The 18,356-nt window shown below is 36.5% G+C and carries 17 protein-coding genes; 16 read left to right on the forward strand and 1 reads right to left on the reverse strand.

The features are described 5' to 3' along the window. Positions 1 to 35: 35 nt before the first annotated feature. Positions 36 to 437: a VanZ family protein gene (locus ACK8P5_RS01910; protein ID WP_422659319.1), complete on the reverse strand. Its 402-nt coding sequence runs from the start codon at positions 435 to 437 to the stop codon at positions 36 to 38. A gap of 308 nt (positions 438 to 745) precedes the next feature. On the opposite strand from ACK8P5_RS01910, the gene ACK8P5_RS01915 reads away from it, so the two are divergent. The 16 genes from ACK8P5_RS01915 to ACK8P5_RS01990 all read left to right on the forward strand — a co-directional run bounded on the left by ACK8P5_RS01915 (position 746) and on the right by ACK8P5_RS01990 (position 18,275). Further along, positions 746 to 1,498, forward strand: a complete 753-nt coding sequence (locus ACK8P5_RS01915) for a YveK family protein (protein WP_422659320.1) — start codon at positions 746 to 748, stop codon at positions 1,496 to 1,498. After that, on the forward strand, positions 1,479 to 2,123 hold the full coding sequence (locus tag ACK8P5_RS01920) for a CpsD/CapB family tyrosine-protein kinase (RefSeq protein WP_422659321.1): 645 nt from the start codon (positions 1,479 to 1,481) through the stop codon (positions 2,121 to 2,123). Before ACK8P5_RS01915 ends, ACK8P5_RS01920 begins: the two co-directional genes overlap by 20 nt. A gap of 286 nt (positions 2,124 to 2,409) precedes the next feature. Then, on the forward strand, positions 2,410 to 3,300 hold the full coding sequence (galU, locus tag ACK8P5_RS01925; RefSeq protein WP_422659322.1) for a UTP--glucose-1-phosphate uridylyltransferase GalU: 891 nt from the start codon (positions 2,410 to 2,412) through the stop codon (positions 3,298 to 3,300). A 14-nt stretch (positions 3,301 to 3,314) separates the two neighbouring features. Next, positions 3,315 to 4,016 (forward strand): sugar transferase, encoded by a 702-nt coding sequence (locus ACK8P5_RS01930; protein ID WP_422659323.1) that lies wholly within the window; start codon positions 3,315 to 3,317, stop codon positions 4,014 to 4,016. A gap of 21 nt (positions 4,017 to 4,037) precedes the next feature. Then, a complete protein-coding gene (locus ACK8P5_RS01935; RefSeq protein ID WP_422659324.1) occupies positions 4,038 to 4,976 on the forward strand; it encodes a GDP-L-fucose synthase family protein in 939 nt (312 codons plus the stop codon). Positions 4,977 to 5,000: 24 nt separating this feature from the next. Continuing rightward, positions 5,001 to 5,984, forward strand: coding sequence for a GDP-mannose 4,6-dehydratase (gene gmd / locus ACK8P5_RS01940; RefSeq protein WP_422659325.1), 984 nt, complete (start codon positions 5,001 to 5,003; stop codon positions 5,982 to 5,984). A gap of 69 nt (positions 5,985 to 6,053) precedes the next feature. Next, a complete protein-coding gene (locus ACK8P5_RS01945; protein WP_422659326.1) occupies positions 6,054 to 7,364 on the forward strand; it encodes a flippase in 1,311 nt (436 codons plus the stop codon). A gap of 19 nt (positions 7,365 to 7,383) precedes the next feature. Continuing rightward, positions 7,384 to 8,625, forward strand: coding sequence for a hypothetical protein (locus ACK8P5_RS01950; RefSeq protein WP_422659327.1), 1,242 nt, complete (start codon positions 7,384 to 7,386; stop codon positions 8,623 to 8,625). Between the two features lie 50 nt (positions 8,626 to 8,675). Beyond that, positions 8,676 to 10,010 (forward strand): O-antigen ligase family protein, encoded by a 1,335-nt coding sequence (locus ACK8P5_RS01955; RefSeq protein ID WP_422659328.1) that lies wholly within the window; start codon positions 8,676 to 8,678, stop codon positions 10,008 to 10,010. Positions 10,011 to 10,077: 67 nt separating this feature from the next. Continuing rightward, positions 10,078 to 11,208 carry a glycosyltransferase family 4 protein gene (locus ACK8P5_RS01960; RefSeq protein ID WP_422659329.1) on the forward strand — a complete coding sequence of 377 codons (1,131 nt, stop codon included), beginning with the start codon at positions 10,078 to 10,080 and terminating at the stop codon, positions 11,206 to 11,208. A 15-nt stretch (positions 11,209 to 11,223) separates the two neighbouring features. After that, positions 11,224 to 12,438 (forward strand): glycosyltransferase family 4 protein, encoded by a 1,215-nt coding sequence (locus ACK8P5_RS01965; RefSeq protein WP_422659330.1) that lies wholly within the window; start codon positions 11,224 to 11,226, stop codon positions 12,436 to 12,438. Next, a complete protein-coding gene (locus tag ACK8P5_RS01970) occupies positions 12,410 to 13,222 on the forward strand; it encodes a WecB/TagA/CpsF family glycosyltransferase (protein WP_422659331.1) in 813 nt (270 codons plus the stop codon). Before ACK8P5_RS01965 ends, ACK8P5_RS01970 begins: the two co-directional genes overlap by 29 nt. A gap of 20 nt (positions 13,223 to 13,242) precedes the next feature. Next, entirely contained in the window at positions 13,243 to 14,628 is a 1,386-nt protein-coding gene (locus tag ACK8P5_RS01975; RefSeq protein ID WP_422659332.1) for a sugar phosphate nucleotidyltransferase, read from the forward strand. A gap of 287 nt (positions 14,629 to 14,915) precedes the next feature. After that, a complete protein-coding gene (locus ACK8P5_RS01980; RefSeq protein WP_422659333.1) occupies positions 14,916 to 15,737 on the forward strand; it encodes a hypothetical protein in 822 nt (273 codons plus the stop codon). Positions 15,738 to 15,786: 49 nt separating this feature from the next. Next, positions 15,787 to 17,118, forward strand: a complete 1,332-nt coding sequence (locus ACK8P5_RS01985; RefSeq protein ID WP_422659334.1) for a UDP-glucose dehydrogenase family protein — start codon at positions 15,787 to 15,789, stop codon at positions 17,116 to 17,118. Positions 17,119 to 17,135: 17 nt separating this feature from the next. Beyond that, the gene (locus tag ACK8P5_RS01990; protein WP_422659335.1) at positions 17,136 to 18,275 is read left to right on the forward strand and encodes a nucleotidyltransferase domain-containing protein; all 1,140 of its coding nucleotides are present in this window, start codon (positions 17,136 to 17,138) and stop codon (positions 18,273 to 18,275) included. Positions 18,276 to 18,356: the final 81 nt, after the last annotated feature.

An 18,356-nucleotide genomic window follows, 5' to 3' on the forward strand; every position in this document is an offset into this window, starting at 1 on the left:
TTGTATCAATGGTTTTTAGAAGTTTATTTTTATGATCACCTTGATTTTCGGCGGAATACTATCAGACACATTAGATAGGCAAGGAGCACACCGAAGGAATCGTTAATGACATCATAGATCCGACCGCCTCGGAAGAAAAATAACTGGAGAATTTCAGTAGTGGCTGCATAGATGACTGAGAAGTAAAAGGCAGATTTGTATTTTCCGAAGGCAGATGAAATAAGAGCAAGAATGAAGAAGCCGGCAAGATGGCCTATTTTTCGCAAAATCCACTCCTTACTTGACCATTGAAAATCGAACTTCATCAGTTCTGACCAATCGGGGGTCGGATTAAATTTAAAATCGACAATATGGTATTTGATCAGGAGATGGAAATTCACTGAGCAAGTAAAGACAAACAGGACGATGGCCCATAAAAATGTGATAAAAATACGCATATAGTACTCCCTTTTGAAAGCGCTTCTATTATATGTAACAAATTTTTGGGAAACGGTATGGCATTTCTCTAATAGATTTAAACCTTAAATTACACTTAGACGAATGTTTCAGTTTTGTAAGAGAGTGTCGATGGGAAATGATATAAATTGACAAATTTAATAAATCTAATATTAATTATAGTATTGACATGATACAATTTGTATCGTAAATTATGGGTTGTGAATATACATTATGTATCGTAACGCCTTGATAAGGCGAATGCAATTATTACTTGGAATACTTCAGATTAGATGGGGGCTAAGAGTATATGGAACTCAAACAGTACTTTAGGATCATTCAGAAAAAATGGTGGTTAATCACGATCATTGTAGTCATTGCGATGGTAGCAACAGGTGTGAAGAGTTATTTTTTCACAACTCCCATCTATGCGGCTAATGCGAAACTTATCGTTAACCAGTCCTCTGGCGAGGGAGGGGCAAGCCTCAATGCAAGCACAATCCAGACCAGTATTTTTCTTATTAATTCTTATAAAGAGATTATTAAGTCTTCCGCAATTATGAATAAGGTTGTCGAACAATATCCTAATTTGGGGGAGAGTGCTTGGCAATTATCTGCGAAGATATCTGTCACATCTGCGAACAACTCACAAGTTATGAATTTAGTTTATCAAGACACTTCCTACAAGAATGCCGCTGAGATCGTAAATGCAGTTTCTACCGTGTTCAAAGAACAAATACCTAACATCATGAATGTTGATAATATAACGATCTTGAGTGAGGCAGATATATCTGCATCTCCTGCTCCAATTAATATCAATCCAATTATGAACTTGTTAATTAGCTTTGTGGTTTCTTTAATGCTAGCGATCGGTCTTGTACTTCTCCTCGATTATCTTGATGACACACTGAAGTCGGAAGCAGACGTGAATGAGCTATTGGACATTCCTGTGCTCGCAGTTGTAGGAAAGATGAGCAGGAGTGATTTGAAGAAGTCTGCAAGAATGAAAGGAACGCAAAAAACAAAAGTAGGTGAGAGCCAGTATGCGACGATCAATCAATGATAGCAGTTTAATTGTATCTATGAACCCCAAATCACCTATATCTGAAGTGTATCGCCTACTTCGAACAAAAATTCACTTTGCCTCTAAAGATCAGGCATTGAAGACCCTTATGATCACATCAACCCAGGCTGGAGAAGGAAAGACTACGACGATCAGCAATTTGGCAGTTACGTATACACAGGAAGGAAAAAAGGTGCTTCTTATTGATGCGGATATGCGAAAGCCCTCACTCCACCGTGTATTCTCCCAACCTAATCATCAAGGCTTAAGTACATTATTAATGGGACAGACGAGTGTAGAAGATTCAATCCAAGAAACGATCATAGACCAGCTATTCTTACTCCCTTCCGGACCGATACCTGCAAACTCATCTGAGCTTTTGGATTCAGTAGTAATGCGAGAGTTATTAGAACTATTCAAACAGCAATATGATGTGATTCTCATCGACACACCATCGGTTCTCTCAGTATCCGATAGTGTCATCGTTAGCGCGTTGTGTGATGGAGTTGTAATGATCGTTGCTTCGGGCAAGGTGAGGAAAGATCATCTGAAGAAAGCAAAAGAACAACTAGATCATGTCAATGCACGAATGTTAGGCATAGTGATTAATAAAGATGTGAAGTAGTCCTAGTAATTAACAGATTATCTCTGAATTAATGGCTGAACAGCCTCAGAAGCAAAGGTAATGTCTACTGCACCTCTTTCACTGTAGACACTCGGTCACGCTGTGGGTCTTAAGGACCTTAGACATTATTGTCGAGGGTGTGATGTGAGGACGGGTTGAATGCCCTTATTAGAAAATTTAGCTATGTCCTTTTCTGTGGAGAAGTACACAGCTAGGCTTTTCTACTACATAAGTATCATCCTGATATGTGTATCAAGAATAAATAGAGATGGGTAGTGAATGAAGAATGAGGAAAGTTAAAAAGGCAATTATTCCTGCTGCCGGTTTAGGGACGCGATTCTTACCTGCTACGAAAGCGATGCCGAAAGAAATGCTTCCGATTGTGGATAAGCCTACAATTCAATACATTGTGGAAGAGGCAGTAGCGTCAGGGATTGAGGATATTATCATTGTAACAGGAAAAGGTAAACGTTCCATTGAAGATCATTTCGATCATGCGTTTGAGCTAGAAAACAATTTGTTTAGCAAAGGGAAGTTTGATCTGCTTGATGAAGTGCGTCGCTCCTCTAATGTAGATATTCATTATATACGTCAGAAGGAAGCCAAGGGACTTGGTCATGCTGTTTGGTGTGCTCGTAACTTCATTGGAGATGAGCCTTTCGCTGTACTCCTCGGGGATGATATCGTACAGTCCTCAAAACCTTGCATACGACAACTCGCGGAGCAGTTCGAGAAATTGCAGAAATCAGTAATTGGTGTTCAAACCGTACCCTTCGAGCAAACACAGCGATATGGGATCGTTGCTCCATTAGAAAGATTCGATCGTTTATATGAAGTGGATTACTTTGTAGAGAAGCCTCAAGCAGGTCAGGCTCCATCCCGTTTAGCGATCATGGGAAGATACATATTGACGCCAGAAATATTTGACTTTCTTGAGCATCAAGAGGAAGGTGCCGGTGGGGAAATTCAGTTGACAGATGCTATCCAGAAACTAAACATGAGCCAAGGAGTGTATGCTTACGATTTTGAGGGGATTCGTTATGATGTGGGAGAGAAACTTGGATTTATTATGACTACCCTTGATTTTGCACTGCAGAATAATGAACTTCGAAAACCATTGCTGCAAGGTATGGAAGCCATTATTGAACGAGAGCATCTTAGTAAAATAAATCGTTAATGAGGTGAAGATAAGTGTCTCCCACTCCGCAACAACGAAACGAAATAGAAGTTGTACTCGAGGGGAACTCGATTTATACAAATTACACCCCTGAAAAGGGGAAACCTAGAGTCTTGTATCTTATGGTCAAGCGGATTTTAGATTTCATCTGCGCACTGATCGGCCTCATTTTGCTAACTCCAGTTTTTTTAGTCTTAGCTATATTAATAAAGCTAGAGGACCCAAAAGGGTCTGTTTTTTTTTATCAGACACGCATCGGTAAGGATGAGAAGCCATTTCGGATGTACAAGTTCCGATCTATGGTCTCGAATGCTGAAGAGTTGTTGGATAATCTTCTAGCTCAGAATGAAATTAGCGGTGCGATGTTTAAGATGAAAGAAGATCCTAGGATAACAAAAATCGGAAGGATTATTCGTAAGACTAGTATGGATGAACTACCCCAGCTCTGGAATGTAATTCGTGGCGAGATGTCGCTTGTAGGGCCAAGACCCGCATTACCGAGAGAAGTTGACCAATACAGTAGTTATGACAAATTGAGACTTAGGGTTATTCCAGGATGCACAGGTTTATGGCAAGTGAGTGGAAGAAGTGAGTTGAGTTTCAATGAGATGGTGGAACTGGATTTACGTTATATCGAAAAAAGAGGATTCATTTTTGATTTGAGAATTATTTTGCAAACAGTAAAAGTTATGTTTTTTTCTAAAGATGCTTTTTAACAAGGGAGGGACTAATCATATATGGAATTAAATTCAAAAATTTATGTTGCTGGCCATAGAGGATTGGTTGGATCTGCTATATTGAGGGCCTTGCAGAGCAAAGGATATCATAATTTAGTTTTGCGAACGAGTTCAGAGTTGGATTTAAGGAATCGTGAAGAAGTAGATCGTCTGTTTGAGCAAGAAAAGATTGATTATGTATTTTTAGCTGCTGCAAAGGTGGGGGGGATCGCGGCTAATAATGATTATCCGGCTGATTTTATACGAGATAACTTATTAATCCAAACGAACGTTATTGATGCAGCTTATCGTTATAATGTCGAGAAGCTCTTATTCCTGGGTTCTACATGTATCTATCCTAAGTTTGCCCCACAGCCACTTAAAGAGGAATATCTACTCTCAGGAGAGCTAGAGCCAACGAATCAGCCATACGCAATTGCTAAGATCGCAGGGATAAATATGTGCCAATCTTACAATCGCCAATATGGAACGAAATACATATCTGTTATGCCAACTAATATGTATGGACCACATGATAATTTCGATCTGAAAACCTCACATGTACTACCTGCATTGATACGAAAATTTCATGATGCTAAAGAAAATAAAATTCCTACTGTTGAGGTATGGGGCACTGGAAGTCCAAAACGTGAATTTCTTCATTCAGATGATTTGGCAGAAGCATGTTTGTTTCTGATGAATCATTATAATGATAGTGAAATTATTAATGTAGGTGTCGGAAATGACATCTCTATAAAAGAGCTAGCAGAACTTATTAAGTCTATTGTCGGATATCAGGGCGAAATTGTATTCAATAGTTCTATACCTGATGGAACTCCTAGAAAGCTTGTAGATGTCACAAAGATAAATAATCTTGGGTGGGAAGCCAAAATTTCATTAGAAGATGGATTACGTTCCGTATATCAGTCCTTTAAAAATGAATATTTGATTGAACAATAATACTAGGTTGTGGAGGAGTTAAACATGAAAAGAGCGTTAATCACTGGAGTAACCGGGCAGGACGGTTCTTATTTAGCTGAATTTTTATTAGAAAAGGGTTACGAGGTATATGGGCTTCGGAGACGCACAAGCACTCCCAATTTTGAGAATGTGGAACATATTAAAGATAGAATTAAATGGATATCAGGAGATCTGACCGATATGGCATCGCTCATTGAAGCCGTGAAAATATCGGATCCAGATGAAGTGTATAACTTAGCTGCTCAATCATTTGTAGCCGCATCTTGGCCGCAACCTTTGGCGACTGGACAGTATACTGCGATTGCTGTTACGAACATGTTGGAAGCTGTTCGAATTATGAAGCCAGAGGCTAGATTTTATCAAGCATCAAGTTCTGAAATGTTTGGGAAAGTGGTTGAAACTCCTCAGAAAGAAACAACCCCTTTCTATCCAAGAAGTCCATATGGTGTTGCAAAAGTATATGGTCATTGGATAACAGTGAACTATCGAGAAAGTTTCAATATGTTTGCATGTTCTGGTATTCTGTTCAACCATGAATCGCCAAGACGTGGACTTGAATTTGTTACAAGAAAGGTTACTGATGCTGTTGCTAGAATTAAACTAGGACTTCAAAGCGAACTCCGGATGGGGAATTTGGATTCTCTTCGAGATTGGGGATTTGCTGGAGATTATGTAAAAGCAATGTGGCTGATGCTACAGCAAAAAGAGGCGGATGATTTCGTAATATCTACCGGAGAAATGCATTCGGTAAAGGAACTTCTTGAGATTGCTTTCTCTTACGTAGGACTGGATTATAGAGATTATGTGGTGATTGATCCTGAATTCGTGCGCCCTGCAGAAGTTGATCTCTTGCTGGGGGATTGCTCAAAGGCGAAAGAGGTATTAGGCTGGGAGCTTGAAGTCGGATTTAAAGAGTTGATTCAAATGATGGTAGATGCGGATCTTATAAGAGTACAGCAAAGTCATAATAATGCGGTAATGGTATAAAAATAATAATTTAAAGGTTATCTCTCATTGAGGTAACCTTTTTAATTTTAACAATTGGAGCAAGATCATATGTCACAAGCAGCTGTTCAAATAAACGTAAAAAGAACCCTATTAGCAAATGCAACCTGGCTATTTGGCGATAAAATTATTCGAATGATTTTAGGTTTAAGCGTTAGTGTCATAATGGCTCGAATTTTAGGTCCAGAAGAATTAGGGAAATGGAATTACGCAGAATCATTTTTCGGTATGTTCCTGGTGTTAACGACTTTAGGATTTGATGCAATTGTAGTTCGTGAATTAGTAAAAGACAATTCTAAGGCTGGAGAAATCTTAGGTACAGCTATTGGATTGAAATTTGTTGGGACTTTACTTGCAGTCACAGCATCGTATATAGGTATTTCTTTGCTGAGACCAGATGATTCAACGATAAAAGCTATCAATTTAATCCTTGCAACAGCTTCCATATTTCAATTATTTGATGTTATTGACTATTGGTTTAGATCACAAATGCAACCCCAATATACTGTTATAGCAAAAAACATAGCTTTCATAATTAGTTGTGTTATCAAAATAATATTATTACTAAATTACGCCTCGATTGAATTCGTTGCCGTCAGTGCTCATATTGAATTTATTGTAGGAAGTTTGCTTTTATTGTACTTCTATAAGAGGAAAAAGCAACATCTACTCGGTTGGAGACTAAGTCCTAGCAGAGCTAAATCGCTCATGACCCATAGTTGGCCTTTAGTATTATCTTCATCAGCGATATTTGTTCAGGCTAGAATTGATCAAATTATGATTGGTGAAATGTTAGGTGATGCAGCTGTAGGGCAGTACTCGGTAGCTCTACGCCTCATTGAAGTTTTAGGGTTCATTCCAGTAGTCATTTCTACTGCCTATGCTCCATTAGTGACGAAGTCTAAATTGGCTAGTGAAGTTGAATATAAAAGAACGCTATCTAATGTGTATAGAATGATGTTCATTTTATTTTTAATAACGGCCATTCCTATATATTTTTTATCTGATCAAATCGTAATTGTATTATATGGCATGGACTATTCACAAGCAGGTTCCTTGTTATCGCTATTTGCTATTCGATTATTTTTCACGAATTTTGGCGTTGCAAAAAGTCTGTTTATTACGAATGAAAGCTTATTTAAATACACTTTAATTACTTCAGTCGTTGGAGCAGGAACAAACATCATTTTAAATTATTTGTTAATTCCGGTAATGGGGGTCACTGGATCCCTTGTTGCGACAATTTTATCGTTTACCATTTCTATATTTATCAGTGATCTGTTTTTCAAAGGCAAAATTAGAGGCAATTTATTATTAATGCTAAGATCAATCATGACATTTTGGAAATTCAAAACTATGTAAATGAAGGTTGGAGATCGAAATGATTCAAATTAAGCCGGTAATAGATCATCATTCAGTATGTAATTATTGCTCTCAGCCTGTCTATAACAACAAAATAATATGGCAAGGAATTCATGTTTGTGTGCATACCATCTGCGAACGATGTAATAAAGAAAATATAGAAGATCTGAGTGTAGGGCATGCAACATATTTACCTTATAAAGTTGATTTATCTGGATATGTACTAACAGGGAATGAAAAGGCAAGGAAATGGCTAGGTGAGCCTTTTAGAGAATCATTACAGAATCCAACTTCAGATACTAAAATAGCTGTCAAGATCAATGGAAAGAGCCAACATAAAAGGGTTATTATTTTAAATTGTATTGACTATCTTTATGGTCATTCACTACTAAAGTTGCTCAATGCACAGCGAGAATTCGAGAATAACCCTGACTTCGCTCTTATTGTTATAGTCCAGAAAGCATTAGAATGGATGGTTCCTGATTTTGTTGCTGAAATTTGGACGGTTAATATTTCTTTTAGTAATGCAAGAAACTATTATCCATCCTTAAACGAGAGCATAACTAATGAACTTGAACGTTTTGAACAAGTCTATGTCAGTCATGCTTATTCACATCCAAGCAAATTTAATATTGAGCAGTTTACGGGTGTTTCAAGTTATAGATATGAAGCTACTGCACAACAGCGAGTATCATTTATTTGGAGAGAAGACCGTTTTTGGATCAATAATTACTATGTTTCCAAAGTAGTTCAGAAATATCCAAACTTAAAGAAATTTACAAAACCAATACTATATTATCAATACTGGAAAGTGATTCGATTGTTTAAGATGTTGAGAAAATCATTTCCCAATCATTTATTCACGGTTGTTGGTTTAGGGGATACAGGGACTTTCCCGGGCTGGATCGATGATTGTAGAACTACAAGCTTTGATAAAGAGACTGAAATTCTTACTTGTGAGATATACAGTCAAAGTCAGGTGGTAATAGGTATTCATGGTTCTAATATGCTTCTCCCCTCGGCTCAGGCAGGTATGACATTAGATTTAATGCCAATGGATCGATGGGGAAATTACGCTCAAGATATATTGTTTCAAGAACATAACAATAAAATAGCATCTTATAAGTATAGATTTGTCCCTGTAGGGATAAAAACCAAGTCGGTTGCGAACATTATAAAATTTCAGTTGAGTGGTTATAGTCATTTTTCAATGCAGATGAATGAAGATATGTTAAAAAATAAAATGATGGGATTATCATGATTAACTTTTGTGGTAATTTACATCTAAACTAAAAATATGGTGATGAATCGATGATTAAAAATGTATCATCTTATTTTACTTACTCTAACAACGCTCTAATTCTAGCCTCTGTTGGCATAGTTCTATCTGCGGTATATCCGGTGTTTAGCGTTATAATGATTCCCTTATTACTAGCACCTTTTTTGCTAAAACCCAAAAACTATATTTTTATTTCTATTTTTCTATCTCCTATATATATTGGATTTGGAATTTCTCGATTTTTCCCGTCTATTGATTTTGGATCAATAGATAACATAGTAAAGTGTGGATTCTTATTTGGTGTTGGGTTGCTACTTTTACTTTCAAAGGATCAACAAGTGATAACACCTTTTTATGTAAAGATTACACTCATCATATCTTGTCTGACGAGTATAAGTATTTATAAGGCGGCATCGTTCTCAGATGCTTTTTATTTTTTGAAAATATATACTCCATTTATTTTGTTTTTAATAACAGTTAAGTATTATAAAGAAATTAATTGGGGGAAAGTACAAACATGGATTGTTTTTTTCATTGCGGCTAATTTTTTTGTATCCATGTATCAGTTATTCATCGCACAAAATTCTCTTTTTGATGTTGTCAGAGCGAGTGGATTAGCACCTTCAAGAAATACTTTTTCCATGTTTATGGTTATTATGTTTGATTTCTTGTTTGTTTGTATGACTTTGAGACAAACTGAAAAGAAACTCGGAATTAAAAATATCGCTATGATCATTGCAATTATGGCATTAGTTTTACTCAGTTTTTCCCGTGGTGCTTGGGCTATTTTCGGAGTTACTGTAATAGTTCTTTTACTATGGCAAAAAAGGTTCCTTATATTTTCAATCCTTTTGGCTGCGGCAGCAGGACTTATTGTTTTTTCGTGGGGGGAAATCCAGCAAAGACTAGTATTTGGGGCAGGTACTGAAGAGCACAGGGGGATAGTATCTGCTTTTTTGCTGGAACGAGTAAAAGAGGCGCCTGTATTTGGTCACGGGTTTGGATGGTCGCAGAAATTTATGATAGATAATGATCTAGGACTCATACAGCCCCATAATGATTATGTTCGATTTTTAGTTGATGTTGGGTATGTGGGAACTGCAGCAATTCTTCTTCCATTTATACTAATTGTTTTTAGGATGTTATTTTTAATGAGGATTACAAGAAAAAAACGTATCAAGACCCTTGCGTTAATTACCTTGCTTTCAGTGTTTCAGATATGTGGTTTTATGCTTGTATATAACACTTTTGATATGTTTTACGCAACAGTTTCATTTGTATGGTTCTTTGCAGCAATAACAGAAATGGAGCACAGAAATATAAATAGAGGATTCAATAATGAAGATGTATTTCCAATAAAGACCTAATAGTAAGGTTCTAAATTGTATAGAAAGCTGATTATATCATAAATAATGTATGAATTAGGGTGGGGCTATGTTATCCAAGGTATTGTATATTAGAAATTTTGCTAACAAAGTAAATCCAAAATCATATAACTTACAAGAAATAGGCTTCGGAAAGGCTTTAATCAAGAAAGGATTCGATTGTGATGTTATTTATTTTGATAACAATAATAAATTGAAGATTGAAGAAGTGTTTCAATTTAGAAATAATAAACTAAGAATACTTTGGATGAATGGTATGAAATTTTTGAATAATGGTATTTTTACAAAAGTTTTAAGAAAGAAATTTTTGGATGAGTATGATTTAATAATAACAACTGAATACAATCAAATAATGACGTTTTTTTTGTCAAATTTATGTCCCGAAAAATTAGTCCTATATCATGGGCCATACGGAGATAATAGTAATAAAAAAATACAGTTATTATATGATTCATTTTTCTTGCCGAGGATGCGAAAGAATATAAAACTGAATTTTTCTAAATCTGATCTGGCAAATAATTACTTAATGAAAAAGGGTTTTAAAGATGTTATTACTTTAGGTGTTGGTTTGGATACTGAACATATTGATGAAAGAATTAATTTAAATAAAGAAATAGAATCTAAATTAGAAAAAGTAAAAGATAAAAAAGTCTTGTTATATATTGGCGTGTTAGAAGAACGAAGAAATATAAGCTTTCTATTAAATATATTAAAAAATATATTAACACTTAACAATGAAATAAGATTGATTATCGTCGGTACAGGGAGAGAGGACGATACAAAAAAATATTGGAACTTTATTAAAAGTAACAATCTTGAAGAGAGTATCATTTATTTTGATAAAATTGAACAAAGAGATCTTTGGAGAATTTATGAATCAAGTGATGTAATGTTATTTCCGACAAACTATGATATTTTTGGAATGGTGTTGTTAGAAAGTATGCATTTTCAGGTGCCAATAATATCATCGGTAAACGGTGGATCATCAACTCTTATTCAACATAATATTAATGGACTGATAATAGATAAGTTTGATGTATCATTGTGGATATCTGAGATACAAAGATTGCTTAATGACAGTGGACTAATTGCACAAATTAAACAAGCAGCAGCAGAAACTGTGAGAGAGGCCACATGGGACCATATCGCGGAAAGAATGTTAATGCAGATTAAACACTGATGTGAGGCGATCAAATTGAAAAAGGTTTTACTTGTCCATAATTACTATCAGCAAGGCGGCGGGGAAGACAAGGTTTTCGCTCAAGAAGAAGCCTTATTAAGATCGAATGGAATAGAAGTAGAGTTATATACAGTACATAATGATTTAATTAATAATCAAACTTTAATGAATAAAGCGAAAATGGCATTGGACGCAACTTGGTCGAGTACTGAGTATAAACGAATTAAGAAAAAGCTTATGGACATGAAACCTGATGTGGTTCATGTCCATAATTTTTTTCCGATAATCTCCCCGTCAATTTACTACGCCTGTAATCATTTAAATATACCTGTAGTTCAAACCTTGCATAATTACAGATTAATGTGTCCAGCAGCAACCTTCTTGAGAGAAAACAAAGTATGTGAGAAATGCATGACTGGGTCATTAATTAATTCAGTGATAAATGGTTGTTATCGAGGATCTAGAGTGCAGACAGTACCTCTTGTTACAATGATTTCTTTAAACAGAATGTTGGGTACGTGGGGTAACAAGGTAAATCGGTATATAGCGCTAACTGAGTTTTCAAAGAGGAAATTTATTGAGGGTGGTATACCAGAAGATAAGATTACTGTAAAGCCAAATTTTATATCGACTAATGATAATACCGAGTCAATGAGAACCATAAATCAGAATTATTTATTGTACGTTGGCAGAATATCAGCTGAGAAAGGTGTGAGAAATTTATTAGAAGCGTGGCAACATATTAAGGATCAGAAGAACATGAAATTACTGATTGTCGGGGAAGGGCCGGAAAAAGAACAGTTGTCTATGTTATATGCACACAAGAATGTGGAGTTTGTAGGTAACCAGCCGTCTAATAAGGTATTAGAATATATGAAGGATGCAAAGTATCTGATAGTTCCTTCAATTTGGTATGAGGGTTTTCCCATGACTATAGTTGAAGCTTATTCAGTAGGTACACCTGTAATTTGCAGCCAAATAGGTTCTTTACAAGAGGTTGTGCATAATGAAGTAACAGGCTTTCATTTTGTACATGACGATATTCAAGATATACAGCGGGTTATTGGCGATGCCATTAATTATAAGGATTATTACAGCATGCGGGAAAAAGTTATCGAGGTATTTCAGAATAACTATACAGAAGAAATAAACTATAAACTGCTTGAAGATATATATAGAAGCGTCATTAAGGAGAATAATAATGGACGTACAGCAAAAGCCAAAATATAGAGTCGGAAAAATTATAAATTCTAATATTTCAACATTGAGTTTTAATGAAACGATCTCGGCAATCGAAGCTTGGATTAGTGAAAAACATAAGCAGTATGTTTGCATATGCAACACACATTCGCTTGTAACTGCGAGTAATGATAGCACTTTTGAAGAAGTGTTGAATCAAGCTGGGTTATGTACCCCGGATGGAATGCCCTTGGTTTGGGCACTAAAGTCATATGGGTATGCGGGACAGGAACGAGTTGATGGTCCAAATCTGATGTTGAAATTGTGCGAGTTGTCTAAGATGAAGAAATATAAAATTTTCCTTTATGGTGGAACAAAGGATACTCTAGCGGAGTTAACCCAAAAGTTGCTTAAGCAATACGAAGGTATTGAAATTGTAGGCCATCATTCTCCACCCTTCAGAAAGATCACAGAGGAAGAAGATGCTGAAGTTGTGAAGATGATTAATTCAACTGAAGCAGATATTGTTTTTGTAAGTCTTGGTTGCCCGAAGCAAGAGTATTGGATGTACGATCACAGAGATCGAATTAATGGAATTATGATAGGGGTTGGCGCAGCATTTGATTTTATTACTGGAAGTATTAAGCGACCGCCATTAATCTTCCAAAAACTTGGGTTAGAATGGTTGTTTCGTTTATTAAAAGAACCTAAAAGATTATGGAAACGTTATGCCTATAACAATCCGGTATATGTATATCGGTTTTTAAAAACCTATAGAAAAAACAAAAAATATATAGTAATGACAAAGGAGTCTCTGGAAAGAGGCTCCTTTTAATTTGGAGGAGGGATAAAGGAATGAAACTGGTATTGTTGTCCGGAGGATCGGGCAAACGATTATGGCCATTGTCCAATGATGCGAGATCCAAGCAGTTCCTTAAGGTTCTAGAGAACGATGAGCATGAGCTAGTCTCCATGGTACAACGTGTTTGGGGACAGATCGCGGCGAATGGATTGTCAGAATCCAGTTATATTGCAACCAGTAAAACTCAAATTGAGATTATGCAAAGCCAGATTGGTATGGACATTCCTCTTATCATTGAACCTGAACGGCGGGATACGTTTGCAGCAATTGCTTTGACGGCAACATATCTTTATTCCCATGTAGGGGTTAGCTTAGACGAGGTCGTTTGCGTATTGCCGGTAGATCCCTTTGTAGAGAATTCCTTCTTTAATGTTGTAAAGCAACTGGAGGACGTGTTAAACCATTCGAATGTTGAACTTGCACTTATAGGAGTTAAGCCAACCTACCCGTCTTCAAAATATGGTTATATTATTCCGTTTGAATCTCATCTGAACAACAACGATTCAGAAAAATCTGATTATCTTGCTGTGAGTCATTTTCAGGAGAAGCCAACTGAGGAGATGGCGAAACAGTTAATAACTCAGAATGCACTTTGGAATTGCGGTGTTTTTGCTTTTAAACTACGTTTTTTAATTGATCTACTCCAAGGTAGGGGGTTGCCTATTCAATATGAAGGAATGTGTCAGCAATACCAGATGTTGCCCCAAATTAGCTTTGATTATGAAGTAGTAGAGAAAGCCGAAAAAATAGCTGTCGTTTCTTATGATGGGTACTGGAAGGACTTGGGTACCTGGAATACATTAACCGAGGAAATGCAAAATCGTCAAATAGGAAGAGGAATTATTAGTGATGATTGCGAGAATACACATCTTATAAATGAAATTGACATTCCTGTTTCCATTGTTGGATTATCCAATATTGTAGTTGCGGCAAGTCCTGATGGAATTCTCGTAACAGATAAAAGTGCAAGCCCGCGTATAAAGGATTTTATTAATTTCAATCAGGGACCAATGTACGAAGAGAGACAGTGGGGATGGATTCGTATACTTGATGATCAGACTTATGATGACGGCCGTTGTGTAATAACTAAACGAATAGGTATTGAAGAAGGTAAGAATATAAGCTATCGAATGCATTCTAGCCGTGAAGAAGTATGGACGATTGTAAAGGGAGACGGAGAATTTATTCAGAATGGTAATTTTATGCGGGTAAAGGCGGGCAACATTCTGCATCTTCCAATGAAGACTCTACATAGTATTCGTGCTTTATCTAATTTGGAGATTATTGTAGTACAGAGCGGTGTTGAACAGGAAAGAAATCAACTAATAGAGCTTTATCAGAGTTGGTGTGAAATGGCTGAGCACTGCATAAAAATGTGATGTTCTAATATATTATGAAAACAATTTGCTATTATATCTCAGATTATGGTTATGGTCATGCAACACGCAGCATTGCCTTAATTCGCTCATTGCTTCAGTATGCGCCGAAAAAATATCGAATAATAGTCTGTTCGAAAAAAACACTTCCATTTATCAAGGAATCATTGAAGTGCCAAATCACAGATAACATTCATTATCATAAATGCGACTCTGATCTGGGGTATGTGTTAAAGAATGGTTCTATAGACACCGACCTAACTTTTTTTAAATCAAAGTACTTAGATTATATGCGGACACTACCTATTGAGATCCAAAGTGAGGCTGAATTCATAGCTAGTGAACAAGCAGATCTGGTGATATCTGACATATCACCCGTTCCCATTGCCGCTGCAAGGATCGCAAAGGTCAAGAGTTTGGGGATTTCTAATTTCACATGGTATACCGCGTATAGAAATATGCTTGATCATAAATATCTTCAACCCTTATATAGCGCATATTCCCAAATGGACAATTTCATTAGTCTAGCAGGCTCCAATGAACCACGTTGGTGTAAGGGAGTAGTGTCGATAGAAGCAGATTTTTACTGCCGGAAGCCTGAAGTAAATGAGGTTCAACGCATAATCAATCAGTTGAATCCGGAACGAAATAAATACATTATCTATTTTGCCCTTGGTATGAGCATTCAGGCGGGCGGTCTTGATTCTCTGAAGATGTGGAAAGATGATTCATGTGAATTTGTGGTGTCTAGCAATATGAACATGTTAGGTAAGAATATTCATTCGATACCGCCTTCTTATACGGAGTCTCAAAATTATGTTGCTGCTGCAGATGTCATAGTTACTAAACCTGGTTGGGGAACTGTGGGAGAGGCGGTATCACTTTTCAAACCTTTATTACTCTTGAATAGAGATGTAATGATTGAAGATCAGAATACGATTAATTCGCTTATCGGTAGGCACCCATATCAACTTATGTCATGGGAACATTTAAAAAGTATGAATGCCAAGGATACATTTACAAGGCTTGTTGCAAGACGGAAAAGAAATTGGAACGGAGATAGCGAGTGGCATAAAAGGAACATTGTTAAGATTGTTGATCAACTTGTGTAGCATAGCAATTAGGACATGTGGCAAGGTACCGTAGAGAGGGGATAAGAAAGTGAAAATCAGTGTAATAGGAACCGGATATGTTGGCTTAGTATCAGGAGTATGTTTCTCTGAGTTAGGGAATGAGGTTGTTTGTGTTGATAAAATATCCTCAAAAGTCGAATTGCTTAATGATGGGGAAGTACCCATCTATGAACCAGGGTTGAAAGAGCTCATAGCCAAAAATAAAGAAAAAGGCTGTCTTAGATTCACAACAGATTTGACAGAATCTGTACAGAAGTCTGATATTATTATCATCGCTGTTGGTACCCCCTCATTACCTAACGGCCAAGCCAATTTAGGTTTTATTGAGCAGGCTGCAATGGAAATTGGAAAGTCTTTAAACGGTTTTAAAATTATTGTAACGAAAAGTACCGTACCGGTTGGCACTAATGAGAAGATTCAGGGAATTATTGAGGCTAACTCCAAGCACCCTTTTGAAGTAGCCTCCGTTCCAGAGTTTTTACGTGAAGGGACTGCGGTGCAGGATACTCTTCAGCCTGATCGTATAGTAATTGGAACATCCGGTGAACGGGCGAAGCGTATATTGGTAGAGCTGCACAGCCCATTAACGGATAATATAATGGTTACAGATATTCGCAGTGCTGAGATGATTAAATATGCTTCCAATGCTTTTCTTGCTACGAAAATATCCTTCATTAATGAAATTGCTAATATTTGCGAAAAAGTAGGAGCCGATGTGACGCAAGTAGCCTCAGGAATGGGCTACGACAAGCGTATCGGCTCCTCTTTTTTAAAGGCAGGGATTGGTTACGGAGGGTCATGTTTTCCTAAAGATACCCAAGCATTGATCCAAATAGCAGGGCAAATGGACTATAACTTCAAATTATTAAAATCAGTAGTTGAAGTGAATCGAGATCAAAGGTTTAACATCATTCATAAGCTTGAAGCAGTAATGGATTTAGCAGGTAAGACAATTGCTGTTTGGGGACTTGCGTTCAAGCCGGAAACTGATGATGTTCGAGAATCGCCAGCTTTTGAAATTATTGAAGATTTATTAAACAAGAATGCAAGGGTGAAAGTTTTTGATCCAATCGCTACAGAGAACTTCAAACAATCATTTTCACTTGATGTAGAATACGCTAATAGTGCGATTGAATGTGCTCAGGGTGCGGATGCATTATGTATTTTGACCGAATGGAAAGAATTTCAGGATATAGCTCCCAAAACAATTCAATCTTATCTTAAACATCCTGTTCTTATCGATGGTCGAAATCTGTATAGTGAGATGGAACTGTCAGAAACAGAACTCATCTACTATTCCGTTGGGCGGCCAAATATGAACAAAGGACAAAAAGAACAGAGCCCGATCTTGTCATTTTAATGGTTGGAGGCATACAAATGAAGACGAAAGATCGCTCACCTGAATTTGAATTTATGTTGTTATGTCTTCGGGATGATATACAAGTTGATGGAGCTGAAATATCTCGCTTAAGAATAGATTGGAGTGCATTTCTTGATTTGGTGAAACATCATAGAGCCTATTCTATAGTCTTCTTGAAATTAAAAAACATAAGTTCATATTCAACAATAATCCCGCAAGAAATAATGGATAAACTTCAACAGCTATATACCAAAAATGCATTTAAGATGCTTCAGCTAACAAGAGAAATGGGAGTTTTATGTAGAAAATTTACAGAGAATGAAGTACCGCTCATCATATTAAAGGGCCCGGTCTTGGCTTTGTCTCTTTATGGTGATGTATCAAGAAGAACTTCAAAGGACCTAGATGTATTTGTTGATGTAGACGATATAAACAAATCAATTGAAATTTTAACAGATTCCGGATATGAAATGAAAGGTGAACAATTGTTAGATAATTGGTTGATTAGGACGCATCATCTATCATTCATTCATCCAGAGCATCAATCTGAAATTGAGTTACACTGGCGTTTGAACCCAAACCTAGGGGGAACACCTGCATTTAAAGATTTTTGGGAACGCAAAAATGAAATTTCAATCTCGAATCAGACCTATTATTATTTAGGAAATGAAGACCTATTGTTATATCTTTCAGAGCATGGATCACGACATGGATGGTCTCGACTCCGCTGGTTAATGGACATTGACAGGTTACTAAAGAATCACACAATAAATTTTGAAAGACTTCAACAAATTCTGAAATATTATAAAGTGAAACACTATGTGCAGCAGGCAATCCTCTTATCAAATTATTTACTGTTATCAGAAATATCAGTAGGAATTAGCACAATAATTCCTATGGGGAAATCTAAGAAGCAACTTGAGAAAGTAATAAAAAGGATAGAAAGAAACCATTATTCAACTGAAAGTATGGATTTGAAGCATGATTGGTATTTCTTCTTACTTATGTCGAGTGGACAAAAGCTGCACTATGTACGTATGTTATTTACACCCAGTTCAAAAGATGCAAGCATGCTTCCGCTATCGAAACGGTTTCATTTTGTATACTTCTTATTGAGACCGTTCTTTTTAGTTGTGCGGTTTATGAGACGTACCTAAATAAGGAGGTATCTTGCTTTTTAATGTTAGAGAAGACTTTCACAACTAGATGTACATATATAGAAGACAATTTCAAAACTC

The organism is Paenibacillus sp. EC2-1, assembly GCF_049311625.1.
Lineage (GTDB): Bacteria > Bacillota > Bacilli > Paenibacillales > Paenibacillaceae > Paenibacillus_AQ.